The sequence below is a fragment of the Streptococcus vestibularis ATCC 49124 genome (assembly GCF_000188295.1).
GTDB classification, from domain to species: Bacteria; Bacillota; Bacilli; order Lactobacillales; family Streptococcaceae; genus Streptococcus; species Streptococcus vestibularis.
In genome coordinates this window covers 1,655,200-1,680,274 of record NZ_GL831112.1, presented here as the reverse complement: position 1 = coordinate 1,680,274, position 25,075 = coordinate 1,655,200, and the positions used below count along the sequence as shown (strand labels likewise).

At 41.4% G+C, this 25,075-nt stretch carries 24 protein-coding genes; 18 read left to right on the top strand and 6 right to left on the bottom strand.

All coding sequences use genetic code 11. The features are described from left to right. Positions 1 to 16: 16 nt before the first annotated feature. The 11 genes from HMPREF9425_RS08100 (at position 17) to groL (ending at position 13,107) form a co-directional block, all read left to right on the top strand. Positions 17 to 1,366 (top strand): glucose-6-phosphate isomerase, encoded by a 1,350-nt coding sequence (locus HMPREF9425_RS08100; protein WP_003098105.1) that lies wholly within the window; start codon positions 17 to 19, stop codon positions 1,364 to 1,366. Between the two features lie 186 nt (positions 1,367 to 1,552). Then, entirely contained in the window at positions 1,553 to 2,269 is a 717-nt protein-coding gene (locus tag HMPREF9425_RS08095; RefSeq protein ID WP_003095160.1) for a YebC/PmpR family DNA-binding transcriptional regulator, read from the top strand. Positions 2,270 to 2,394: 125 nt separating this feature from the next. Continuing rightward, positions 2,395 to 2,733, top strand: coding sequence for a preprotein translocase subunit YajC (locus HMPREF9425_RS08090; RefSeq protein WP_003098102.1), 339 nt, complete (start codon positions 2,395 to 2,397; stop codon positions 2,731 to 2,733). A gap of 128 nt (positions 2,734 to 2,861) precedes the next feature. Beyond that, positions 2,862 to 3,611: an undecaprenyl pyrophosphate synthase gene (gene uppS, locus HMPREF9425_RS08085; RefSeq protein WP_003098100.1), complete on the top strand. Its 750-nt coding sequence runs from the start codon at positions 2,862 to 2,864 to the stop codon at positions 3,609 to 3,611. A 12-nt stretch (positions 3,612 to 3,623) separates the two neighbouring features. Next, entirely contained in the window at positions 3,624 to 4,418 is a 795-nt protein-coding gene (locus HMPREF9425_RS08080) for a phosphatidate cytidylyltransferase (protein WP_003098098.1), read from the top strand. A 16-nt stretch (positions 4,419 to 4,434) separates the two neighbouring features. Then, the gene (gene rseP / locus HMPREF9425_RS08075) at positions 4,435 to 5,697 is read left to right on the top strand and encodes an RIP metalloprotease RseP (protein ID WP_003098096.1); all 1,263 of its coding nucleotides are present in this window, start codon (positions 4,435 to 4,437) and stop codon (positions 5,695 to 5,697) included. Positions 5,698 to 5,767: 70 nt separating this feature from the next. Then, positions 5,768 to 7,630 (top strand): proline--tRNA ligase, encoded by a 1,863-nt coding sequence (locus HMPREF9425_RS08070; protein ID WP_003095039.1) that lies wholly within the window; start codon positions 5,768 to 5,770, stop codon positions 7,628 to 7,630. 616 nt (positions 7,631 to 8,246) lie between these two features. Continuing rightward, entirely contained in the window at positions 8,247 to 10,187 is a 1,941-nt protein-coding gene (locus HMPREF9425_RS08065; RefSeq protein ID WP_003095011.1) for an ABC transporter substrate binding protein, read from the top strand. Beyond that, positions 10,187 to 10,990, top strand: coding sequence for an ABC transporter ATP-binding protein (locus HMPREF9425_RS08060; protein ID WP_003095020.1), 804 nt, complete (start codon positions 10,187 to 10,189; stop codon positions 10,988 to 10,990). The genes HMPREF9425_RS08065 and HMPREF9425_RS08060 overlap by 1 nt, the downstream gene beginning before the upstream one ends. A 165-nt stretch (positions 10,991 to 11,155) precedes the next feature. Then, positions 11,156 to 11,443, top strand: a complete 288-nt coding sequence (gene groES, locus HMPREF9425_RS08055; RefSeq protein ID WP_003095068.1) for a co-chaperone GroES — start codon at positions 11,156 to 11,158, stop codon at positions 11,441 to 11,443. Positions 11,444 to 11,487: 44 nt separating this feature from the next. Beyond that, entirely contained in the window at positions 11,488 to 13,107 is a 1,620-nt protein-coding gene (groL, locus tag HMPREF9425_RS08050) for a chaperonin GroEL (protein WP_003098094.1), read from the top strand. 78 nt (positions 13,108 to 13,185) lie between these two features. On the opposite strand, the gene HMPREF9425_RS08045 is transcribed toward groL, so the two are convergent. The 4 genes from HMPREF9425_RS08045 to HMPREF9425_RS08035 form a co-directional block, all read right to left on the bottom strand. Continuing rightward, positions 13,186 to 14,049 (bottom strand): superinfection immunity protein, encoded by an 864-nt coding sequence (locus HMPREF9425_RS08045; protein ID WP_003095111.1) that lies wholly within the window; start codon positions 14,047 to 14,049, stop codon positions 13,186 to 13,188. A 101-nt stretch (positions 14,050 to 14,150) separates the two neighbouring features. Next, positions 14,151 to 14,456 (bottom strand): DUF2752 domain-containing protein, encoded by a 306-nt coding sequence (locus tag HMPREF9425_RS09565; RefSeq protein ID WP_003098092.1) that lies wholly within the window; start codon positions 14,454 to 14,456, stop codon positions 14,151 to 14,153. After that, positions 14,456 to 14,788 carry a TM2 domain-containing protein gene (locus HMPREF9425_RS08040; protein WP_037621598.1) on the bottom strand — a complete coding sequence of 111 codons (333 nt, stop codon included), beginning with the start codon at positions 14,786 to 14,788 and terminating at the stop codon, positions 14,456 to 14,458. Before HMPREF9425_RS08040 ends, HMPREF9425_RS09565 begins: the two co-directional genes overlap by 1 nt. A gap of 182 nt (positions 14,789 to 14,970) precedes the next feature. Beyond that, positions 14,971 to 15,840, bottom strand: a complete 870-nt coding sequence (locus HMPREF9425_RS08035) for an RluA family pseudouridine synthase (RefSeq protein ID WP_003095163.1) — start codon at positions 15,838 to 15,840, stop codon at positions 14,971 to 14,973. Between the two features lie 65 nt (positions 15,841 to 15,905). Between HMPREF9425_RS08035 and pbp2a the strand changes: the two genes are divergently transcribed. The 5 genes from pbp2a to HMPREF9425_RS08015 all read left to right on the top strand — a co-directional run bounded on the left by pbp2a (position 15,906) and on the right by HMPREF9425_RS08015 (position 19,973). Continuing rightward, the gene (pbp2a, locus tag HMPREF9425_RS08030) at positions 15,906 to 18,233 is read left to right on the top strand and encodes a penicillin-binding protein PBP2A (RefSeq protein WP_003095136.1); all 2,328 of its coding nucleotides are present in this window, start codon (positions 15,906 to 15,908) and stop codon (positions 18,231 to 18,233) included. A gap of 46 nt (positions 18,234 to 18,279) precedes the next feature. Then, complete coding sequence (gene rpmG / locus HMPREF9425_RS09560; RefSeq protein WP_002886472.1) at positions 18,280 to 18,432, top strand: 50S ribosomal protein L33; 153 nt, start codon at positions 18,280 to 18,282, stop codon at positions 18,430 to 18,432. Between the two features lie 8 nt (positions 18,433 to 18,440). Further along, positions 18,441 to 18,617: a preprotein translocase subunit SecE gene (secE, locus tag HMPREF9425_RS08025; protein ID WP_003095130.1), complete on the top strand. Its 177-nt coding sequence runs from the start codon at positions 18,441 to 18,443 to the stop codon at positions 18,615 to 18,617. 200 nt (positions 18,618 to 18,817) lie between these two features. Continuing rightward, positions 18,818 to 19,357 (top strand): transcription termination/antitermination protein NusG, encoded by a 540-nt coding sequence (gene nusG, locus HMPREF9425_RS08020; RefSeq protein WP_002883644.1) that lies wholly within the window; start codon positions 18,818 to 18,820, stop codon positions 19,355 to 19,357. A gap of 127 nt (positions 19,358 to 19,484) precedes the next feature. Further along, positions 19,485 to 19,973: a phosphatase PAP2 family protein gene (locus tag HMPREF9425_RS08015; protein WP_037621596.1), complete on the top strand. Its 489-nt coding sequence runs from the start codon at positions 19,485 to 19,487 to the stop codon at positions 19,971 to 19,973. A gap of 130 nt (positions 19,974 to 20,103) precedes the next feature. Here the strand turns inward: HMPREF9425_RS08015 and HMPREF9425_RS08010 are convergent, their stop codons facing one another. Both HMPREF9425_RS08010 and HMPREF9425_RS08005 read right to left on the bottom strand, forming a co-directional pair. Then, positions 20,104 to 20,913 carry a Cof-type HAD-IIB family hydrolase gene (locus tag HMPREF9425_RS08010; protein ID WP_003098085.1) on the bottom strand — a complete coding sequence of 270 codons (810 nt, stop codon included), beginning with the start codon at positions 20,911 to 20,913 and terminating at the stop codon, positions 20,104 to 20,106. Next, on the bottom strand, positions 20,906 to 21,673 hold the full coding sequence (locus HMPREF9425_RS08005; protein WP_003098084.1) for a DeoR/GlpR family DNA-binding transcription regulator: 768 nt from the start codon (positions 21,671 to 21,673) through the stop codon (positions 20,906 to 20,908). The genes HMPREF9425_RS08010 and HMPREF9425_RS08005 overlap by 8 nt, the downstream gene beginning before the upstream one ends. 173 nt (positions 21,674 to 21,846) lie before the next feature. Here HMPREF9425_RS08005 and leuS point away from each other — a divergent pair, with 173 nt between their 5' ends. Beyond that, the gene (gene leuS, locus HMPREF9425_RS08000; protein WP_003098082.1) at positions 21,847 to 24,348 is read left to right on the top strand and encodes a leucine--tRNA ligase; all 2,502 of its coding nucleotides are present in this window, start codon (positions 21,847 to 21,849) and stop codon (positions 24,346 to 24,348) included. Positions 24,349 to 24,608: 260 nt separating this feature from the next. Next, positions 24,609 to 25,022, top strand: coding sequence for a YjdF family protein (locus HMPREF9425_RS07995; RefSeq protein ID WP_003098080.1), 414 nt, complete (start codon positions 24,609 to 24,611; stop codon positions 25,020 to 25,022). Positions 25,023 to 25,075: the final 53 nt, after the last annotated feature.

Here is a 25,075-nt window from a genome sequence, read left to right as displayed (position 1 = left end):
TTATAAGGAGAGACTAATGGCTCATATTACATTTGACTATTCAAAAGTTTTGGATAAATTTGTAGCACCACACGAAGTAGATAACCTTCAAGCACAAGTAACAGTAGCAGACGAAATGGTTCGCAAAGGAACAGGCCCAGGCGCTGACTTCCTTGGATGGCGTGACCTTCCAGAGAACTACGATCGAGAAGAGTTTGATCGTATCTTGAAAGCTGCTGAAAAAATTAAAGAAGAAAGCGACGTTTTGGTTGTTATCGGTATCGGTGGCTCTTACCTTGGTGCCAAAGCAGCTATTGACTTCTTGAACAATCACTTTGCTAACCTTCAAACAAAAGAAGAACGTAAAGCACCACAAATCGTTTATGCTGGTAACTCAATTTCATCAACTTACCTTGCTGACTTGCTTGAGTATGTTGAAGGTAAAGATTTCTCAGTTAACGTTATCTCTAAATCAGGAACAACAACTGAACCAGCTATCGCTTTCCGTGTGTTCAAGGAACTTCTTGTTAAGAAATACGGTCAAGAAGAAGCTAACAACCGTATCTACGCAACAACTGACCGCCAAAAAGGTGCTGTTAAAGTTGAAGCAGATGCTAATGGTTGGGAAACTTTCGTTGTTCCAGATGACATCGGTGGACGTTTCTCAGTATTGACAGCTGTAGGTCTATTGCCAATTGCAGCTTCAGGTGCTGATATCAAAGCCCTTATGGAAGGTGCTAACGCTGCACGTAAAGAGTACTCTTCATCTAAAATCTCTGAAAATGAAGCTTACCAATACGCTGCAATTCGTAACATCCTTTACCGTAAAGGTTACACAACTGAAATCTTGGCAAACTACGAACCATCACTTCAATACTTCGCTGAGTGGTGGAAACAATTGGCTGGTGAGTCAGAAGGTAAAGACCAAAGAGGTATCTACCCAACTTCAGCAAACTTCTCAACAGACTTGCATTCTCTTGGTCAATTCATTCAAGAAGGTACACGTAACCTTTTTGAAACTGTTGTTCGTGTAGATAAACCACGTAAGAACGTTGTTATTCCTGAATTGGCTGAAGACCTTGATGGACTTGGTTACCTCCAAGGTAAAGATGTTGACTTTGTTAACAAAAAAGCAACAGACGGTGTTCTTCTTGCTCATACAGATGGTGACGTGCCTAACATGTTCATCACTATCCCTGAACAAGATGCTTTCACATTGGGATATATCATCTACTTCTTTGAGATTGCTATCGCTCTTTCAGGATATTTGAATGCTGTTAATCCATTTAACCAACCAGGTGTAGAAGCTTACAAGAAAAACATGTTTGCTCTTCTTGGAAAACCAGGATTTGAAGAACTTGGAGCAGAACTTAACGCTCGCTTGTAATGTTCATACCAGACCAGCTTAGGCTGGTCTTTTTTCTGTTATTAGCACTTCGTCTTTATTTCAATTTTACTAACGGCAGTCAAAATGCTATAATGTAAAGGACTGTGAATTTAGCAAGTTCTGCTATTTTCAAAAAAGAAAAACAAATCAGAGATGTCAGAACATCTCTTAGAAGAGGTGAATCCCATGGGACGTAAATGGGCTAATATCGTTGCTAAAAAAACTGCTAAAGATGGTGCCAACTCAAAGGTTTACGCTAAGTTTGGTGTTGAAATCTATGTAGCTGCTAAACAAGGTGAGCCAGATCCAGAGTCAAACTCAGCTTTGAAATTCGTTTTGGAACGTGCTAAACAAGCACAAGTACCAAAACATGTTATTGATAAGGCCATTGATAAGGCCAAAGGTAACACCGATGAAACCTTTGTTGAAGGGCGTTATGAAGGATTTGGACCAAATGGTTCTATGATTATCGTAGATACTTTGACTTCAAACGTTAACCGTACAGCTGCTAACGTACGTACTGCCTTTGGTAAAAATGGCGGTAACATGGGTGCATCAGGTTCTGTTTCATACATGTTTGATAAAAAAGGTGTTATCGTTTTTGCAGGTGAAGATGCAGACGCAATCTTTGAACAATTGCTTGAAGCTGATGTAGAAGTTGAAGATGTAGAAGCAGAAGATGGTGCTATCACTGTTTATACTGAGCCAACAGAACTTCACAAGGCGTTAGAAGCTCTCCGTGCTAACGGTCAGGAAGAGTTCCAAGTGACAGAACTTGAAATGATTCCACAAACTGAGGTTACTCTTGAAGGTGAAGACCTTGAGACGTTCGAAGGACTTATTGATGCTCTTGAAGCGGATGATGATGTTCAAAAGGTTTATCACAACGTAGCAGATATGTAATCTCATTAAACACTTTCTGTCTTGTAGAAAGTGTTTTTATGTGGTCTGTATAAGGATTTGCCTTGCTTGTCCTGACGTAATCTGATATAGTAGTAGCCAAGTGAATTATTGGAGGAACACGAAATATGAATATGATGCTAGTTTTGGCCATTTATGTGGTCGCCATTGTTGCTTATGTGGCTTTCAGCCGTCGCCGTCAGGCAAAGGCTCAAGAAGATCGTTTTGCAGGTCTTGATAAGGGTGCTGAAGTTGAAACAATCGGTGGTTTGATTGCTATTGTTGATGAGATTGACAAAGAAAATAACCGTATCGTTTTGGATGCAGAAGGTGTCTTCTTGACCTTTGATTTGAGTCGTTCAATCATGAAAGTAATCACACCAGCACCAAGTACAGAAACAGCAGAGACTGTTAAAGAGACAATTGTTGAAGAAGATTCAGCGATTGAGTCTGCTGATGAAAAGTAAGATGTGTATTTTAGGCTAGGTTAAATCCTGGTCTTTTTACATTTTCTAATCTCCTTGGTATTAAACACTGTTCAGAACCCCTGAAAATGTGGTAAAATAAAGGGTAAACTATATTTAGAGGATATTCCATGTTTAAATTTAGAAAAAAATCTCATCAAGAGGTTCTAGACAATATTCCTAACCATATTGGTATTATTATGGATGGAAATGGCCGTTGGGCTAAAAAGCGTCTACAACCACGTGTGATGGGACATAAGGCTGGGATGGATGCCTTGCAAAAGGTAACCATCGAAGCGTCACAACTTGGAGTTAAGGTATTGACAGTCTATGCCTTCTCAACTGAAAACTGGTCACGTCCACAAGATGAAGTTAAATTTATCATGAATTTGCCAGTCGAATTTTTTAACAAGTATGTACCAGAATTAGATAAAAACAATGTTCGCATTTTGACAATCGGAGATAATAGTCGCCTACCTAAGGAAACCTTAGATGCTCTTGAAAAGGCAGTAGAGCAGACGAAACACAATTCCGGTTTGGTACTCAATTTTGCATTAAACTACGGTGGTCGTGCGGAGATTGTGTCTGCTGTTCAAGCGATTGCTAAAGAGGTTGAAGCAGGAAAACTCAGTCTTGAAGCTATTGATGAAGATCTCATTGCTAAGCATTTGATGACTGATAAATTGCCTTACCTCTATCGTGATCCAGATTTAATTATCCGTACGAGTGGCGAACTTCGTCTTAGTAATTTCTTGCCTTGGCAATCTGCCTATAGTGAGTTTTACTTCACAGATGTTTTCTGGCCAGACTTTGACCATCAGGGGCTACGTCAAGCCATCTCTGACTACAATAAACGTCACCGTCGCTTCGGTGGTGTCTAGAAAGGACCTCTCATGCAAGAACGTTTAATTGGTGGGGGTGTGGCAGCAGCCATTTTCCTCCCATTGCTCTTTATCGGTGGTCTTCCTTTCCAGCTTTTGGTTGGAGCTATGGCCATGGTTGCAGTGTCTGAGATGCTTCGCATGAAGCACTTGGAGATTTTCTCTATCGAAGGTATTTTGTCTATGTTGGCAGCCTTTATCTTGGCTGTGCCGATTGATCAGTATTTTATCAGTCTTCCAACAAATGCTAGTGTGACAGGTTTTGCTATTATTTCTTTTTTGATTTTAGCTGGGACTGTCCTTAATAGCGACCATTATTCTTTTGATGATGCAGTATATCCAATCACCTCTGCCTTTTATGTTGGTTTTGGTTTCCAAAATCTCATTGCAGCACGTTTGGATAGCTGGGAAAAAGTTCTCTTTGCCCTTTTTATTGTTTGGGCAACGGATATTGGGGCTTACCTCTTTGGTCGTCAATTTGGTCAGAATAAGCTATTGCCAAAAGTATCACCTAATAAAACCATTGAAGGTAGTGTTGGTGGTATCCTATCCGCAATCATTGTAGCACTACTCTTTGGGTTGATTAATCATAATGTCTATGCACCGCATAGTTTCTTCTGGTTGCTTATCTGTACGATTCTCTTTAGTATTTTCGGTCAATTTGGTGATTTGGTTGAATCAGCTATTAAACGACACTTTGGTGTTAAAGACTCAGGTAACCTTATTCCTGGGCACGGTGGCATATTAGACCGTTGTGATAGCTGGATTTTCGTTTTCCCAATCATGCACTTACTAGGACTTTTTTAAGGGTGGTGGTGTCTAAATGAAAGCTATTATTACTTTTTTACTGATTTTCTGTGTGATTGTCGTCTTCCATGAGTTTGGCCATTTCTTCTTTGCCAAACGATCAGGTATTCTGGTGCGTGAATTTGCCATTGGTATGGGACCGAAAATTTTTGCACATACAGGTAAGGATGGTACCGTTTATACTATCCGTATCCTCCCTTTGGGTGGTTATGTCCGTATGGCTGGTTGGGGTGAAGATACAACTGAGATTAAAACAGGTAGCCCTGCCAGTCTAACGATTGGATCAGATGGTAAGGTAAGACGTATCAACCTTTCGGATCGCCAGGTTGACCAGACGGCTTTGCCTATGAACGTCACTGCCTATGATTTGGAAGATAAGTTAACCATTACAGGTCTAGTCTTAGATGAGACCAAGACCTATGAGGTTGACCATGATGCCACTATCGTTGAGGAGGATGGTACAGAACTTCGTATTGCTCCTAAGGATGTCCAATATCAAAATGCAAGCATTTGGGGACGTTTAATTACCAACTTTGCTGGTCCTATGAATAACTTCATTCTTGGGGTGCTTGTCTTTATTATCTTAGCCTTTGTTCAAGGTGGTGTTCAAGATACCTCAACTAACCGTATCCAGGTAGCCGATGGAGGTGCTGCTCAGGTGGCAGGCTTGAAAAATGGTGATGCCATCGAGGCTATCAATAAAGACAAGGTTACGGATTGGGACAGCTTGAAGGAATCATTGACAGAGAATACTCAAAAATTCTCCAAAGGTGACAACCTTTCTGTGACGGTTAAGAGAAGTAACGGTCAGGAAGAAACGGTCTCTGTTAAACCTAAGGAGAATCAAGGTAGCTACTTTTTAGGTGTCTCTCCTGCCTTAAAGACAGGTCTTAAAGATAAGATTTTTGGTGGTTTCCAAATGGCTTGGGAAGGGGCCTTCAAAATTCTCGTGGCACTTAAGGGGCTTATCACCAACTTTAGTTTGAATAAACTTGGTGGACCGGTTGCTATGTTCCAGATGTCTGCCCAGGCTTCAGAAAATGGCTTGATTTCCATTCTTAACCTTATGGGAATGCTCTCTATCAACTTAGGGATTTTCAATCTTATTCCAATTCCAGCCCTTGACGGTGGTAAAATTGTTATGAATATTATTGAAGCTATTCGTCGTAAACCACTTAATCAAGAAATTGAAAGCTATATCACACTCGCAGGTGTTGCGGTCATGGTTGTTCTTATGATTGCAGTGACTTGGAATGATATTATGCGTGCTTTCTTTTAATTAGAAACAAAGAAATGAAAGGAAGTCTAAGGGACTTGACCCACGGGCCAGCCTCCTTAGTATGTAAATAATGAAACAAAGTAAAATGTTGATTCCAACACTTCGTGAAATGCCAAGTGATGCTCAAGTTATTAGTCATGCCCTTATGGTACGTGCGGGTTACGTGCGTCAGGTCTCTGCTGGTATTTATGCTTATATGCCATTGGCAAATCGTGCTATCGAGAAATTTAAAACCATCATGCGTGAGGAGTTTGAAAAAATCGGTGCGGTTGAAATGTTGGCGCCAGCGCTTTTGACAGCAGATTTGTGGCGTGAATCAGGTCGTTATGAAACTTATGGTGAAGACCTTTATAAACTTAAAAACCGTGATAAGTCTGACTTTATCCTCGGTCCAACTCACGAAGAAACGTTTACAGCCTTGGTTCGTGATGCGGTTAAATCATACAAACAATTGCCACTTAATCTCTACCAAATCCAATCAAAATACCGTGATGAAAAACGTCCTCGTAACGGTCTTCTTCGTACACGTGAATTTATCATGAAGGATGCTTACAGTTTCCACCAAAATTACGAAGATTTGGATGTAACCTACGAAGACTATCGTAAGGCTTATGAAGCTATCTTTACACGTGCTGGCCTTGAATTTAAGGGAATCATCGGTGATGGTGGTGCCATGGGTGGTAAGGATTCTCAAGAATTCATGGCGGTCACTCCTGAGCGTACAGACCTTAATCGTTGGGTAGTTCTTGACAAGTCAATTGCTTCATTGGATGAGATTCCAGAAGATGTCATGGAAGAAATCAAGAATGAATTGACATCGTGGTTGGTATCTGGTGAAGATACGATTGCATACTCTACAGAGTCAAGCTATGCAGCTAACCTTGAGATGGCAACAAACGCCTACACACCAGCGACTAAGGTTGTGACTCAAGAAGAAGTAACTCGAGTTGAAACGCCAGATTGCAAGTCAATTGATGAAGTTGCTGCTTTCTTGAATGTTCCAGAAGAACAAACCATCAAGACTTTGCTTTTCACTGCTGATGACGAACCAGTAGTGGCTCTTCTTGTTGGTAATGATCAAGTTAACGACGTGAAGTTGAAAAACTACCTTGCAGTTGACTTCCTTGAACCAGCTACAGAAGATGAAGCGCGTCAAGTCTTTGGTGCTAGCTTCGGTTCTCTTGGTCCAGTTAACCTTCCTGAAAATGTTCGTATCATTGCAGACCGTAAGGTTCAAGACGTGGCAAATGCTGTTGTTGGAGCCAATGAAGATGGCTATCACTTGACAGGGGTTAACCCAGAGCGTGACTTCAAAGCAGAATACGTGGATATTCGTGAAGTTAAAGAAGGTGAGATTTCGCCAGACGGTCAAGGTGTCCTTCAATTTGCGCGTGGTATCGAGATCGGCCATATCTTTAAACTTGGTACACGTTACTCTGAAAGTATGGGTGCTAACGTTCTTGACGAAAATGGTCGTGCAGTTCCAATTATCATGGGATGTTACGGTATCGGTGTTAGCCGTATCTTGTCAGCTGTGATCGAACAACATGCACGTCTCTTTGTTAACAAGACTCCAAAAGGTCAATACCGCTACGCATGGGGAATTAACTTCCCTAAAGAATTGGCGCCTTATGATGTTCACTTGATTACAGTTAATACTAAGGATGAGGAAGCCAATGCTTTGACAGATCGTTTGGAATCTGCTCTTGCAGCTGAAGGTTACGATGTTTTGATAGATGACCGTAATGAGCGTGTTGGTTCTAAATTCTCTGATAGTGACCTTATCGGGCTTCCAATTCGTGTGACGGTTGGTAAAAAGGCAAGTGAAGGTGTTGTCGAAGTTAAAATCAAGGCAACTGGTGACACTATTGAAGTTAATGCCGATAACTTGATTGAAACACTTGCTATCTTAACAACAGAACAAGATGCTTAATATTAAAAAATCTTTTCTTGCAGATGTGGGAAGAGATTTTTCTTTTTAAACGACAAAGATTAATTGAGAAAAAGGAGATAAATTCCAATTTGACAGAATTGTCTAAATAGTGTAAACTTAAATCTATCTTAACTACGGAGGCATTACATGCTTAACAAAGCCGCCCATTGGGGAAATCTTAAAGCTTTTTATTACTTTAGTTTCTTTAGATAGGACGTTTGTGTTTCAAGATACAGGCGTCAATAAGTTTGTATCTATGAAGCTAAAGCATTTTGTGATGGATTAGCCGATTAGATGAATAGGTCTAACCGGTGGTATAAGCTAGTTTGTGCTAGTCAATATGCAGAGAACCAGTTGGGCCTGTCCTAACTGGTTTTTCCATGCCGTGGTCTATTTTTTAATTTCACATTCTAAGCTAGAATTGTTCTTTAAACAGCAAGCTTTAGCTTACTTTTGACGTGATAAATAGAGTGATTGTATCACTCGGGGATTCTCTTGAAGACTTGAGGATTTTTCGTGGGCAATGAAACTGTTGTTTTCCCTGTGCCTCCAACGCTTCAGAAGAACATAAAAGGAAATTGGAAATAGATAAAATAAAAAAATAGAGGTGTACAAGATGAAGAAATTTTTGGTCAGTATGATGGCTGTTATCACAGCTGTCCTCTTGGTAGCATGCTCAAATGCTTCTAACAAAGATTTAGTTCACGTCGGTGTTCTCCAATATGTGGAACATCCTTCCTTGTCAGCGACACGTAAAGGGTTCATTGAAGAACTCAAAGAGGAAGGTTATGTTGACGGTAAGAACATCAAAATTGACTATCAGAATGCACAAGGGGATCAGTCTAACTTGCAGACGATTTCTCAGTCGCTTATTGAAGATAATGATGTCATGTTGGCTATCGCAACCCCAGCAGCTCAGTCTTTGAGTAGTTTGACAAAGGACAAGCCAATTCTCTTTACAGCTGTCACAGATCCAGTCTCAGCTAAACTAGTTAAGTCTATGGACAATGTTGGAGGAAATGTGACGGGAACAAGTGACATGTCCCCTATCAATAAACAGGTTGAATTGTTGAAAAAGGTCTTTCCAAACACTAAAAAAGTTGGGATTATGTATACGACCAGCGAGCGTAACTCAGAAGTTCAGGTTGAAGAAGCCAAGAAATACTTCAAGGAAGCTGGTATTGAAACGGTTATCAAAGGAATTTCATCAACCAATGATATACAAGATACAGCCAAGAGCTTGATGAGTCAGACCGAAGTCATCTTCATCCCAACTGATAATACCATTGTTAGTGCTATTAATACCTTGGTAGATCTTTCTAAAGAGACTAAGGTTCCAGTTGTTGGTAGTGACGCTGGCAGTGTAGAAAAAGGTGTCCTATTCACTTACGGAACCAACTATGAAGCGCTTGGACGTCAAACAGGTAGGTTGGCAGGTCGTGTTCTCCGAGGTGAGAAGGTCAAGGATGTCGATGCAGAGTATCCTAAAACACTTAATGTTGTGGTAAACCATGACATGGCTAAAGAACTTGGCATTGATGTTTCTAGCATTAGTGACGAGGAATCTAAAGCATCAACACAAGATGACAAACCAATTGCTAAAAAAGATAAGGGTGTCATTAAGCTTAAGGTCAATAAGTCTTCTAAAAAAGGATTTTCAAATGTGGTGTTAACAGCCATTTCTCAGGGACTCCTCTGGGCTATTATGGCTATTGGGGTCTTCATTACCTTCCGTATTTTGGACCTTGCTGATTTGACAGCTGAGGGGGCCTTTCCACTTGGTGCTGCTACGACAACTATCATGATTATCCGTGGGATTAACCCGATCTTTGCGACTTTAGGTGGTTTTGTTGCTGGTATGCTTGCTGGAGCGGTGTCTGGCTTTATGCATACGAAAATGAAGATACCAGCACTCTTAACAGGGATTATTACCTTAACAGGGCTCTATTCCGTTAACCTTTTGGTTCTTGGTAGTGCCAATGTCTCTCTTTCAGGACATAACACGCTGGTGACTATGGTGATGGATCTTGGTCTATCTAAGCTGAATGGTGTGATTCTATTAGGACTGATTTTTGTTAGTCTGGTAGTGCTTATGTTGGTTGTCCTCCTTAATACGCAGGTTGGTCTGGCCCTTCGTGCGACAGGTGATAACCTTGCCATGGGTGAAGCCAATGGTATCAAGGTTGATCGTATGAAGATTCTTGGCTACATGATTTCCAATGGTTTGATTGCCCTATCAGGTGCTCTCCTAGCTCAAAATAATGGCTATGCGGATATGAATATGGGTACTGGTACAATCGTAAATGGCTTGGCTGCAATTATCTTGGCTGAAGTTATCGTCAAGTATCTACCACTTGGTAAACGCCTGTGGTCAATTGTTGTAGGAGCTGTTCTCTACCGTCTGGTCTTGGTTATTATCCTTGCCATGAACGTTGATGCTCAAATGCTGAAATTAGCTTCAGCTATCTTGCTTGCTATCATCCTTTATGTGCCTGAAGTACGCCAAAAATTGAAAATCAAACCTAACAAATCCTTGATTCCAGGAGGTGACAAGTAATGGCTTTACTTAGTTTACAACAGATTCATAAAACCTTTGAAAAAGGTACAGTCAATGAAAATCACGTCCTTCGTGGTTTGGATCTCGACATTGAGCAGGGAGATTTTATCTCTGTTATTGGGGGAAATGGTGCTGGTAAATCAACCTTGATGAATTCAATTGCTGGTGTTCTCAGGATTGATGAGGGGGATATCTTGTTGGAGGGTCAATCTATTAAGAAAGCATCTGTAGATGAGCGCTCTAAAGACATTAGCCGTGTTTTCCAAGATCCTCGAATGGGTACAGCGACAAACCTTTCTATCGAAGAAAATATGGCAATCGCCTATCGTCGTGGTAAGAAACGTAGCTTCTTTAAAAAGTCTATTACTGAAAGTGAACGTCAAGTATTTAAGGAAGCCTTGGTAGATCTTGGTCTTGGTCTTGAGAATCGTATGAAGACTGATGCTAATTTCTTGTCAGGTGGACAACGTCAGGCCTTGACACTTGCTATGGCGACCTTGGTTCGTCCAAAGATTTTGCTGCTAGATGAACACACAGCAGCACTGGATCCTAAGACAAGTGACATGGTTATGAATTTGACACGTAAGATTGTTGAAGAACAAGAGTTGACAACTCTTATGATTACCCATAATATGGAGCATGCTATCGAATATGGGAACCGTCTGGTCATGCTCTATCATGGTAAAATCGTCGTCGATGTGCGAGGTGAGGAAAAGAAAAATCTCACTGTTGCAGAACTTATGGATCTCTTCCACAAAAATAGTGGACAAGTCCTCAATGACGATGCCTTGGTACTCGGTTAATAAGCAAAAAGAAACTATCCAAAGTTCAGATTTTGGGTAGTTTTTTCTTGACTATTTTTGACCAAGTGCTAAAATAAATATATGGATTAGCACTCATTGTTTGTGAGTGCTAAAAATAACGTTTCACACGTTACTAATAATAAATAACATTTGGAGGTAATTGGTATGGCATTAAAACCATTGGGCGATCGTATTGTCGTCCGTTTTGAAGAAACAGAAGAAAAAACAGCTAGTGGCTTTGTATTGGCGGGAGCTAGTCATGAAGCTACTAAGACTGCAGAGGTCTTGGCAGTAGGTGAAGGCATCCGTACTCTTACTGGGGAATTGATTGCACCTAGTGTTGCAGTAGGCGACAAGGTCCTTGTTGAAAATGGTGCAGGTGTCAGCGTTAAAGACGGAGAAGATTCCGTTTCAATTATTCGTGAAGCAGATATTTTAGCGGTCCTAGCTTAGGCCCTCGCTAATCAGATATAATTTAAGATAAAGAAGGAGTAACTATGGCAAAAGATATTAAATTTTCATCAGATGCACGCGCAGCAATGGTTCGTGGTGTTGATACTTTAGCTGATACCGTTAAGGTAACGCTTGGCCCTAAAGGTCGTAACGTTGTTTTGGAAAAGGCTTTTGGCTCACCACTTATCACTAATGATGGTGTGACAATTGCTAAAGAAATTGAACTCGAGGATCACTTTGAAAATATGGGTGCTAAGCTTGTCAGCGAAGTGGCTTCAAAAACTAATGATATTGCCGGTGACGGAACAACTACAGCCACTGTTTTGACACAAGCTATTGTTCGTGAGGGGCTAAAAAATGTAACAGCTGGTGCCAATCCAATCGGTATCCGTCGTGGGATTGAGGCAGCTGTAGCTACAGCTGTGGAAGAGCTTAAAGCCATTGCTCAACCAGTTGCCAATAAGGAAGCTATTGCTCAAGTCGCAGCGGTTTCATCTCGCTCTGAAAAAGTTGGTGAATACATTTCAGAAGCAATGGAACGCGTTGGTAATGACGGTGTTATCACTATTGAAGAGTCTCGTGGTATGGAGACAGAACTCGAAGTGGTTGAAGGTATGCAGTTTGACCGTGGATATCTTTCTCAGTACATGGTTACTGATAATGAAAAAATGGTCGCAGATCTTGAAAATCCATTTATTCTTGTGACTGACAAGAAAATTTCAAATATCCAAGATGTTCTTCCACTCTTGGAAGAAGTGCTGAAGACTAGTCGTCCACTTTTGATTATTGCTGATGACGTGGATGGTGAAGCTCTTCCAACGCTTGTTCTTAACAAGATTCGTGGAACCTTCAATGTTGTTGCTGTTAAGGCGCCTGGCTTTGGTGACCGTCGTAAAGCGATGCTGGAAGACATTGCTATATTGACTGGAGCAACTGTTATTACTGAGGATCTTGGTCTTGAACTTAAGGATGCAACTATGGCAGCACTTGGTCAGGCTTCGAAAGTAACTGTGGATAAGGATAGCACAGTTATCGTCGAAGGAGCAGGAAGCGCAGAAGCAATTGCTAACCGTGTTAACCTCATTAAATCTCAATTGGAAACAACAACATCTGAATTTGACCGTGAAAAACTTCAAGAGCGTTTGGCTAAATTGTCAGGTGGTGTTGCAGTTATTAAGGTTGGTGCAGCCACTGAAACAGCCCTTAAAGAAATGAAACTTCGTATCGAAGATGCCCTTAACGCTACTCGTGCCGCTGTTGAAGAAGGTATCGTAGCAGGTGGTGGTACAGCCCTTGTTAACGTCATTGCTAAGGTTGCTGAACTTGATCTTGAAGGTGACGACGCTACAGGACGTAATATTGTCCTCCGTGCCTTGGAAGAACCAGTTCGCCAAATTGCTTATAACGCTGGCTATGAAGGTTCAGTTATCATTGATAAATTGAAGAACAGCCAAGTTGGTACAGGCTTTAACGCTGCCAACGGTGAGTGGGTAGATATGGTTGGAGCAGGAATCATTGATCCAGTTAAGGTCACACGTTCTGCCCTTCAAAATGCCGCCTCAGTAGCTAGTCTTATCTTGACAACTGAAGCAGTTGTTGCCAACAAGCCTGAACCAGAGGCTCCAGCAGCGCCAGCTATGGATCCAGGAATGATGGGTTACTAAGATTTAAGAAAGTAAAAAAACCTAGGAAAAGTCGAGAGAAACTTTTCCTGGGTTTTCTTTTCTATTATTTATTGTTAATTAGTGAAAAGGGTTAAACATATCAGAACTTCCTTGTTTACCTGACATCTGCATCATCATTTGTTGCTGCTTGATACGCTCTGCCTCCTTATTCGTATTGATAGAAATAATAAGCAAGATGATCCATCCAATGAAAGTCCAGTTTAGGAGGATAGATAAGACAAAGATTAGCCATTTCTTGTCTGTTTTGTTTAGAAGTGCTGGTAGGATGTCAATAATGATTACTGGTAGCCCCACAATCAAAGTCCATAATGCCAAACCCAAGCCCATACTAAAATCGTCTCCAACAACTCCAAGTAAGAATAAGCCAAGAGCCCAAAGGATAACTGGGATGGTAGCGATGGCTATCATGATGAGGTTTGTTCGGGATTTCTTTTCTGGCTCTTTCCAAGGCTCGTTAAGGGGGGTATTTGTTTGTGGGAAGCTTGTATTAGCTTGGTCGGCAAAGGAATTTAAAGGCTTATTAGTAGTGTCTTGTATTGGATTTATTTGTTCTTGAGAGTTGGCTGTTGGAGCTTCTTGACCTAGGTTAGGAGTTTGGAAAGTTTGTCTTTCATCGATACTAGAATCAACTAAGGGTTCTTCAGCGACATCATAGATTTCAACGGAAGGTTCAACACTTTCTGTGACTTCTTTAGAGGGTGTTGTTTCTATTGTTTCATCAGTTTTGGTTGCTTCAACAGGTGCCAAGGGTTCCTTGGTTTCTACTATTTCTTCAGGTTTGTTTGCTTCGATAGATTGTTTATGTTTCTTAGAGCTTTCTCGGACAAACTCGCCTTTCTGAGCTGCTTCAGCCATTTCTTGAATACTTGGATTACGACCATTAACTGCTTGGAAAAAATCGATCCAATCTTGTTGCTTCATGTGTATAACCTCCAGATAACTTGATTATAAAAATTTTGATAATTACAATTATAGCAATAGTGTAAGGGAACGGCAATGGGAATCGAATAAGAGTGTTTGCTTTATTTCCTAATAATCTTCTTATCACTAAATATGGGAAAGAGAAAGAAATAGGTTAAGATGTAGACCACTAGAGGGTATATCAGTGGATTATAGTCCCAGGCTCCTTGCCAATCTAGGTGTAGTAGTCTAACGCTAGCGCGTGTTAGGCCTGCGCTCCAACCCTTAAGTCCAAATGGTCTTAGGATTAAACTGAGTGGTGTTGGCAGATGCAAAAGGTAGACTCCATAAACTGCCACTAAAACTAAGAGATATAATCTAAAAAAACGCTGGTGGTAGGCCCACAAGCGTGTGAAATAGTTTTTCATTACCCAATAACAGCAAAAAGTTTTTGAACGTTTGATTGGCGAGTAGCATCCATGATGAGGAACCAGTCAACGATTGACCAGATACCACAACCACCACATGTCAAAAGTTTACCGATACCAAGACCAACTTGTCCCAACATAAAGCGGTCGATTCCAAGAGAACCACCAAAAAGTGAGATAATAAGCATCATTGTAGGATCTTGGAAGCTGATTGAGTAAAGCATTGAAAGTTGTTGTTCAGGAAGTGTCTCAAGACGTTGGCGGATGTACTGCACTTGTTCTGTTGGGAAATACTTGACGTTAATTGCTAGCCATTGATCGACTGGATTCATAATTAAATACTCCTCTAATTTATATGATATGTAAAGCTTAACATAATGTCCAGGGAGATTCAAGGTAGTCAAGGCTTTCGAAGTCAATAAAAGCAACTTATTTGCAAGCTTCCACTGTGTCATAACTAGAGGATCATTAGGATAATCCTTTCGCACTATGCTTGAGAATAAGCCTACTTCTATTATTTGTGATTTCTCAACCCTTGTTCGAAACTTTCTGATTTAGCCTTAACAGTGACTTTTTCGAGTGTTAAGGGATGGGTGAAACTAAGGGTGTGTGCGTGGAGCATGAGTCGAGATGCGGGGCGATGGCTATAAAGAGGGTCCCCCAGAATGGCATGCCCATGGTGGGCCAGGTGCACCCGAATTTGGTGGGTCCGTCCGGTTTTTAGTTGGCAATTGACCAGACTAGCTCCTTTGAAGGCTTTGAGGCGTGTGACGGTTGTATAGGCAACCTGCCCTTTTCTAGGATCAACCACCCGTTTTCTACGATCATGGCGGTCGCGTCCAATCTTGTCATTGTACACAGTCTCCTTGGTTTGGAATTTACCTTCAGTCAATGCCCAATATTGACGCTGAATCATCTTATCTTCTAAAAGCCGGTTGAGGATTGGCAGAATAAACGGATTTTTAGCGAAAATCACAGCCCCACTAGTTTCCATATCTAGTCGATGAACGACGTAACAGGTTTGTCTACAATAAGCCGAAACATGGTTCAGAAGAGCGATTTCTGTGGGTTCATTGCCATGCGTCTTCATCCCTTCAGGTTTATTGACCACGATGAGATGCGAATCCTCATAGAGAGGCTCTACCAAATTGGCGTCTCCCATAGGGATAGTTTTATTAGGATAGTCCTCTGTGTCAAAGGTCAGGCTAATCCTATCACCTTCTTTAACGGGACTCTGCCAATTAATAGTCTCTCCATTGATGAGGACGTGCTTTTTCGTGCGTAGGAAATGACGAATCTTACGAGGAATGAGGAGTCTGGTTTCTAGTAACTCTTTGACAGTTGTTATAGGATAGGGATTGATAATTTCTACGTGTAAAGTCATGGTTTCATTATATCATGAACACTTAAAAGAGGACAGAACCTGTAAAAACTTGATATAATAAGGTTATGACATTTTTTGATAATCTAAAAAACAAACTTTTTAAAGAAGAAAATAGCGGAAAGGGTAAGGATTCCCAGCCTGCTGAAAAATCGAAGAATTTACAAAATAAGATAAAGGGACTCTTTGCTAAGAAACCTGATGAGGTTGAACAAGCCGTTGAAGACTTGGATATGTCTCAGGAAAGTCAAGAGACGTCACGTTACCAACGTTCTAAGCAAAAGAAACCTATTGATACCACCAAACCCTTAGGTAAGGTTCAGGCGTTCTTGAGCAAGTTTACGCTTTCGCCAAGAAATCCTATTCGCCGTTTCTGGCGTCGCTATCATATTGGGAAAATTCTCTTTATCATGCTAGCTGTGCTGGTTCTGACAGTAGGTTCCTACCTTTTCTATATTGCCAAGACGACCAATGTTTCAGACCTTCAAGATGCCTTGAAGGCTACTACGGTTATCTATGACAAAGAAGGCAATCAAGCTGGTTCTTTGTCAGGGCAAAAAGGGACCTATGTGGAACTAGATGCTATTAGTGATAGCTTGGAGAATGCTGTCATAGCAACTGAGGACCGTACCTTCTATAAAAATAGCGGGGTTAACGTCAAGCGATTCCTTCTGGCTATTGTATCTATGGGACGCTTTGGTGGTGGTTCGACCATTACCCAACAGTTGGCTAAAAATGCCTTCTTGACACAAGAACAGACAGTCACTCGTAAGGCCAAGGAATTCTTCCTCTCTTTGGAATTAACCAAGAAATACAGCAAGCAAGAAATCCTTACCATGTACCTCAATAATGCCTACTTCGGGAATGGTGTTTGGGGTGTTGAAGATGCTAGCCAAAAATACTTCGGGACAAGTGCTGCCAATCTAACTGTTGATGAAGCAGCGACCCTCGCGGGTATGCTTAAGGGACCTGAAATTTATAACCCAATCGATAATATCCAAAATGCGACCAACCGTCGAAACACTGTTCTCTCTAACATGGTTGATGACAAGAAGTTGAGTCAGGCAGATGCCGACAGTGCGGCTGGAGTTGATATGGCTAGTCGCCTAGATGATACCTATCAAGGGACTGGCGATGACTACAAGTATCCGTCCTACTTTGATGCCGTCATTGAAGAAGCTACGAAAACTTATGGCTTGAGTGAGGATGAAATCGTTAAAAATGGCTACAAGATCTACACAGAGATGGATGCCAACTCACAAGCTAACATGCAGCAAACCTATGAAAATACTTATCTCTTCCCTACATCAGAAAGTGACGGTAGTACAGCTCAGTCAGCTAGTGTGGCGCTTGATCCAACAACTGGAGCGGTCCGTGGTCTAGTAGGTCGTGTAGGTGGTACCAGTGATACAACCTTCCGTAACTTTAACTATGCAACCCAAGGGAAACGTAGTCCTGGATCGACCATTAAACCTTTAGTGGTCTATGCCCCAGCTCTGGCTTCAGGATGGAGCATCAATAAGGACCTTCCAAATAAACCAATCGACTATAACGGCTATACTCCAACCAACTACGGTGGTGTTGAGACTGAGGATGTGCCCATGTATCAAGCTTTGGCCAACTCCTACAATATCCCAGCAGTTTACCTCTTTAATCAAATCGGTATACAAAAAGGGATTAGTTACGGTCAAAAATTCGGTCTTAACTTTGACAATGTTCCAGAAGAACTGGGAATTTCACTTGGTGGTGGTGTGACAGCTAGTCCTCTTCAAATGGCTCAGGCTTATGCGACCTTTGCTAATGGTGGTGAGATGAATACGGCTTATTTCATCACTAAAATTGAAAATGCTAGTGGTGACATTATCGCTACCCATAGTAAGAAGTCTAAGCGTGTTATCAGCCAGTCAGTAGCTAACCAGATGACCAGCATGATGCTTGGTACCTTCTCAAATGGTTCTGCTGTGAATGCCAACTACACAGGTTATACTATGGCAGGTAAGACAGGTACTGTTCAGGCTGAATTTAACAAGGATTTGACCAGTGATCAGTGGGTTATTGGCTATACTCCGGATGTGGTTATGACGACTTGGATTGGTTTTGATAAGACTGACGAGAATCACTACTTAACAGGAGCAAGCTCAGGAACAGCTTCAACTATTTTCAGCTATATCGCTGCAGATGTTTTGCCAAATACACCAGGTAATGAGTTTACCGTTGAAAATGCCTATGCGGCTGATGGTCAAACACTAGACTATACGGCAGATCCAAATGACTCTCGTAATAGCAGTAACAAGTCATGGACAGACAAGGCTTCAGACGTTGTCAATGATGTAAAAGATCAAGCAAGCAGTCTATGGGATAAGATTTCAGACTCCTTATCAGGTCTATTCAGATAGCTTGTCAATTGCATTTAAAAGTGGTAAGATAAAAAATGGAGGCGTTATGGCACAGAAAAAAGCAAGCCTAGCGTGTGCTGAATGTGGGAGTCGAAACTACTCAATTAATGTTAGTAGTACTCCCAAACCAACACGACTAGAAGTTAACAAATTTTGTAAACATTGTAAAAAATACACCTTGCATAAGGAAACAAGATAGGAGACACCGTGAGACAAACTGGAAGTATTTTCAAAGTCTTGAAAGACACGACTTGGCCAGACCGTAAACAACGCTGGCACGATTTTAGTTCAGTTCTTGAGTATACTGCATTCTTCACTGTCATCATCTATGCGTTTGATGAATTGTTGAGTCGCGCTATGTCAGCACTGATTAACTTTTTCTAAAGAAAACATAAAAAGAGTGGGCATGCCTGCTCTTTTTTGTTATAATAAATGTAGATAAAAGCGAGAACAAGGGCCATCAGGCTTTTTTATTACGCTTTGAATTAAAACATAGGCATTCATTTACATTTAACGCTTGCGCCTCGAAGATTGATGGTCAATGGTGTTTAAATGTCATTTAGAACAAAGAAAGGAATCCTAAAATGCTAGATTCATTCGACAAGGGCTGGTTCGTCCTTCAAACGTATTCAGGATACGAAAATAAAGTTAAAGAAAATCTTTTGCAACGTGCTCAAACTTATAACATGCTTGAAAATATCTTGCGTGTTGAAATCCCAACTCAAACGGTCAATGTTGAGAAAAACGGTAAAGTTAAAGAAGTGGAAGAAAACCGCTTCCCTGGTTACGTTCTTGTTGAGATGGTAATGACAGACGAAGCCTGGTTCGTTGTCCGTAATACTCCGAACGTTACTGGTTTCGTTGGTTCTCACGGTAACCGTTCTAAACCAACACCACTTTTGGAAGAAGAAATCCGTCAAATCTTGATTTCAATGGGTCAAACTGTTGATGTATTTGATACTAATATCAAGGTTGGAGATGTGGTTCAAATCATCGATGGTGCCTTTATGGGTCAAGAAGGCCGTGTTGTAGAAATTGAAAACAACAAGGTTAAAATCATGATTAATATGTTTGGTTCAGAAACAGCTGCTGAACTTGAACTTTACCAGATTGCTGAACTTTAAGATAGACAAAAAGAGATTGGGCTAAGAGACTTCAACCTTGGAAGACTATCTCATTAAACTGGAGGGAGAGGCTAGAAGCTAGATTTTTGAAATTTAGTTCTGTGTCACTCCCTTTTTCTAACGGATGATGATGAATTATAAACAATTTTACAATAGGATTAGCGGTCCATTGCGTCCTTATGCTAGGGTCTTAGGAGGATTGAACAAGGCTATCACAAGGACTTTTTACCTGCTTTTTCCGATATTTATTAGTTTGGTTTGGCTAAGGAATGGCTGGTTTGTTCTCTCTACGACAGTGCTTATTATGGGGGGAGGCTTTTTCCTTCTTTCTCTTGGTCGTAGCTTTTATAATCGCCCACGCCCATATCAGACCTGGGACATTCAGCCACTTATTAAGAAGGACAGTCTGGGTAAGTCTTTTCCCAGTCGGCATGTTTTCTCAGCGACTGTCATTGCTATGTTGGTACTGACGCTTAACCCCTGGCTAGGTGGGACTATGCTTTTTCTGGCGATGGCTCTAGCTTTTTTGCGCGTGCTAGGTGGTGTTCACTATCCTAGTGATGTTTTAGCAGGCTATGTCATTGGAATTCTGGTAGGTCTCCTTCTTTATCTTTAGAAAATTTAGGTCTTCTTCGTGAGAGGGAGTCTTTTTTCCTTGGAAAAAGAAAAGGCCCCTTAGGGTACCTTTCCTTCTGTTCTAAAATCGAGTTGGCAATTAAAGTCTGTTCCTACTATTAGATATTGGCTTAGTTTAGGACATGCTCTGTAATGGCTTGAGCGACACCATGATCATCATTTGAAGCCGTTACTAGGTTTGCAGTTTCCTTAACCCCTTCAGGTGCATTGCCCATAGCAATTCCTAGGCCAGCTAGAGCTAGCATGGGACTATCGTTGAAGTTATCTCCGATGGTCATGACGTGTTCAAGAGGAAGGTCATAATACTTGGCAAGCTCAAGGAGAGCGTGTTCTTTAGAAACGTGTTTGGCAGTGACTTCAAGATAGTTATCTTTGGACAAGTAAAAGGCTATCTGTGGAAAATCCATGCTTAGGAGTTTTTGGTGGAGGTACTGGATAATTTCAGGCTCATCAATCAACAATAGCTTGTGGATAGGTGGTTCTGAGTCTGAGACCGTGTCTTGCAGTTCCTTAATGATAGGAGATTCACCCGTGATACTTCCTTCCAACTGAGACCATTTGTCTAGTTGGTTGGTAATCCAGTCCTTGCCAGAGTAGATATTCACAGAGACACTTGGGTAATCTGTGGATAAGTAGTTAAGAAGCTCTTGAATCTCAGCTTTATCCACAGGGTGTTGGATAATAGTACGATCACCCTCAAGTACTAAGGCGCCGTTGTAGCAGGCGATGGGGTTGTTATGAAGTCCCAGTTTATGAGCAATTGGTTGCATCCCTAGTGGCGAACGGGCTGAAGCTAAAACAAAGGGAATATTTGCTTTTTCAAGCTCTGGCATTACCTCAATCAGTTGCTCATCTACCTGGTGATTGCTAGTGAGAATAGTGCCATCAATGTCACTGATAATCAAACGAATATTACTCATAGTCGCTATCCTTTCCATCGTATAAAATCGTTACTTTATCTTTAAGAGCCTCGACCAAATCAGGATCAGGTTCCTTATCTGTAATCCAGTAGTCAAAGTCTTCAATCTTGCCCAATATATATTTGGAATGCTTTTCATATTTATCAGATTCAGCAATAAGAATCTTGGTTCGAGCAGCTTGCATGGCTAGTTGTTTGACAGCAACGTCCTCTTCATCTTCATAGCTGACCACTCCTTGACTGAGACTGGCCGCTCCGAAGAAGGCTAAGTCAAATTGTAGATGTTGCAAGAGCTGGGCTTCGTGAAGCGAATAGTAGAAGCGGTTTTTGCTGTAAAATCTTCCTCCCAAGAGATGAAAGTCGACGCCTTCTTTACCACTTAGGACCAAGGCGTTGTCCAAAGAGTGGGAGTAGATAGTGACCTTCTTAGTCAATTTTTGTGAGACTTCAAGCATCAAGGTAGAGACATCGAAGAAGAGTAGAGATTGGTCTTTGACCAAGCTAAGCGCTAGATCTGCCATTTTTTTCTTGTCTTCAGTGAGTCCTTTCTGACGTTCCTGGAAGCCAAGAACAGTGGTATTTTTTACTGGAAGAATGCCACCATGAGTACGCTGAGCCAAATTCCTCTGGCTGAGACAGTCGAAATCTCTTCTGATAGTATCTTTGGAAACTTCTAATTCATCAACCATTTCCTTGACAGATAGGTTTCCTCTCTCTTCCAAGAGAATCAAAATTCTCTCAAGCCGTTGTTCTTGATACATGAGTCACCTACTTTCTAATACTAGAATAGCATTTTTTTGCCTTTTTTGTAAACAAAAATGCAAAAAAATGCAAACTGGAATAAGGTTAATTCGTCTCTTAAACTTCCCTTACCATCTTTAAAAATCCTTCAAAAATGCTATAATAGAAGCATTACGAATATTGGAGAGAAACCATGAGTTTTTACAATCATAAAGAAATCGAGCCTAAGTGGCAAAAATACTGGGCTGACAATCACACTTTTAAGACAGGAACAGAGGCCTCAAAACCTAAGTTTTATGCGCTTGACATGTTCCCTTATCCATCTGGAGCGGGTCTTCACGTAGGACACCCAGAAGGCTACACAGCGACTGATATCCTCAGCCGTTTCAAACGTGCACAAGGCTACAACGTCCTTCACCCAATGGGATGGGATGCCTTTGGTTTGCCTGCAGAGCAATACGCTATGGATACAGGGAATGACCCAGCAGAATTCACAGCAGAAAACATTGCCAACTTCAAACGCCAAATCAATGCGCTTGGATTCTCTTACGACTGGGACCGTGAAGTCAATACTACAGATCCGAACTACTACAAGTGGACGCAATGGATTTTCACTAAGCTTTACGAAAAAGGTTTGGCTTATGAAGCTGAAGTGCCAGTAAACTGGGTTGAAGAATTAGGAACAGCCATCGCCAACGAAGAAGTTCTTCCAGATGGAACATCTGAGCGTGGTGGCTATCCAGTTGTCCGCAAACCAATGCGCCAATGGATGCTCAAAATCACTGTCTATGCTGAGCGCTTGCTCAATGACTTGGATGACCTTGACTGGCCAGAGTCTATCAAGGACATGCAACGCAACTGGATTGGGAAATCAACTGGTGCCAATGTCACTTTCAAAGTAAAAGGAACAGACAAGGAATTCACAGTCTTTACGACACGTCCAGATACTCTTTTTGGTGCGACCTTTACTGTTTTGGCTCCTGAGCATGACTTGGTAGATGCCATCACAACACCTGAACAAGCAGAAGCTGTAGCTGACTACAAACGCCAAGCCAGCCTTAAATCAGACTTGGCTCGTACAGACCTTGCCAAGGAAAAAACAGGGGTTTGGACTGGTGCTTATGCTGTCAATCCTGTCAATGGTAAAGAAATCCCAATCTGGATTGCTGACTATGTTCTGGCCAGCTACGGAACAGGTGCTGTTATGGCCGTACCTGCCCACGATGAGCGTGACTGGGAATTTGCAAAACAGTTTGACCTTCCAATCGTAGAAGTACTTGAAGGTGGAAATGTTGAAGAGGCTGCTTACACAGAAGATGGTCTTCACGTCAACTCTGACTTTTTGAACGGTCTCAACAAAGAAAAAGCGATTGCTAAAATCGTGGCTTGGTTGGAAGAAAAAGGCTTTGGTCAAGAAAAAATCACTTACCGTCTTCGTGACTGGCTCTTTAGCCGTCAACGTTACTGGGGTGAACCAATCCCAATTATTCATTGGGAAGATGGAACTTCAACAGCTGTTCCTGAAAATGAATTGCCACTTGTCTTGCCAGTAACCAAGGACATTCGCCCTTCAGGTACTGGTGAAAGCCCATTGGCTAACTTGACAGACTGGCTTGAAGTGACTCGTGAGGATGGTGTCAAAGGTCGTCGTGAGACGAATACTATGCCACAATGGGCAGGTTCAAGCTGGTACTACCTCCGCTATATCGATCCACACAACACAGAGAAATTGGCTGACGAGGACCTCCTCAAACAATGGTTGCCAGTCGATATCTACGTGGGTGGTGCAGAACACGCCGTGCTTCACTTGCTTTACGCTCGTTTCTGGCACAAATTCCTCTATGACCTTGGTGTTGTACCGACTAAAGAGCCATTCCAAAAACTCTTTAACCAAGGAATGATTTTGGGAACAAGCTACCGTGACCACCGTGGTGCTCTCGTGGCAACTGACAAGGTTGAAAAACGTGATGGTTCCTTCTTCCATGTGGAAACAGGAGAAGAATTGGAGCAAGCACCAGCCAAGATGTCTAAATCCCTCAAGAACGTTGTCAACCCAGACGATGTGGTGGAACAATACGGTGCTGATACCCTTCGTGTCTATGAAATGTTCATGGGACCACTCGATGCTTCAATCGCTTGGTCTGAAGAAGGATTGGAAGGAAGCCGTAAATTCCTTGACCGTGTTTACCGTTTGATTACAAGTAAAGAAATCGTTGCGGAAAACAATGGTGCTCTTGATAAGGTTTATAACGAAACCGTTAAATCTGTTACTGAGCAAATCGAGTTGATGAAATTTAACACAGCCATTGCTCAACTCATGGTCTTTGTCAACGCGGCTAACAAGGAAGACAAACTCTATGTGGATTACGCCAAAGGATTTATCCAATTGATTGCTCCATTTGCGCCTCACTTAGCAGAAGAAATCTGGCAAACAGTCGCAGAAACAGGTGAGTCTATCTCTTATGTAGCTTGGCCAACATGGGATGAAGGCAAATTGGTTGAAGACGAAATCGAAATCGTCGTTCAAATCAAAGGTAAAGTCCGTGCTAAACTCATGGTTGCTAAAGACCTTTCACGCGAAGAGTTGCAAGAAATTGCTCTAGCGGATGAAAAAGTCAAAGCAGAGATTGACGATAAGGAAATTGTGAAAGTAATTGCGGTACCTAATAAACTCGTTAATATTGTCGTTAAATAACGAGTTTATTAGCCCTAGCTGCCACCTTCAATAGTCCACTAGACTATTGAAGCCAACTAAATTGGTTAACATTGTTGTAAAATAAAAAATGAATCCTTCGGAGCTTAGCTCTGGAGGATTTTTTGTATTGCTGTATGCTATAATAGTCCCAACTAAGATAAAAACACAGTTCTGGTTGGTAGTCCAGACGTAGGCGAGCCTATCAGTAACCTTCCTCCTTGGTTGTCCATTCTTAGGGATAGATTTAAGGAGGTGCTGTCGTGGAAACAATTTCAATTGGATTGACAGTTTATTTTGAAGATGGATTTTGGCATGGTTTGTTCGAACAAGTGTATCGAGAAACTTATCAAGTTTGTCGTGTGACATTTGGTCAGGAGCCAAAAGATGATGAAATTCTAGAGATCTTACAGACTCAGTTTACTCAATTATCTTTTAGTCCAGAAGCTATAGTTAACCAACATGTAAAAATCAAGAATCCTAAACGATTACAGCGAATGGTGAAGAAACAAGTAAATCAGAAAGTTTCTTCCAAGTCGAAAGAACTATTGCAGTTGCAGTATGAGGAAAGGAAAAAGATTTCAAAACATCAATCTAGTGTCCAAAAGCAATTGCTCAAACAAGAGAAATTTGAACGCAAACAGCAAAAACGTAGGGAGAAGCACAAAGGTCACTAGTGACTTTCTCTTTCATAAAATAGAACAGCTCTTTTCGTATAAAAAGAGCTGTT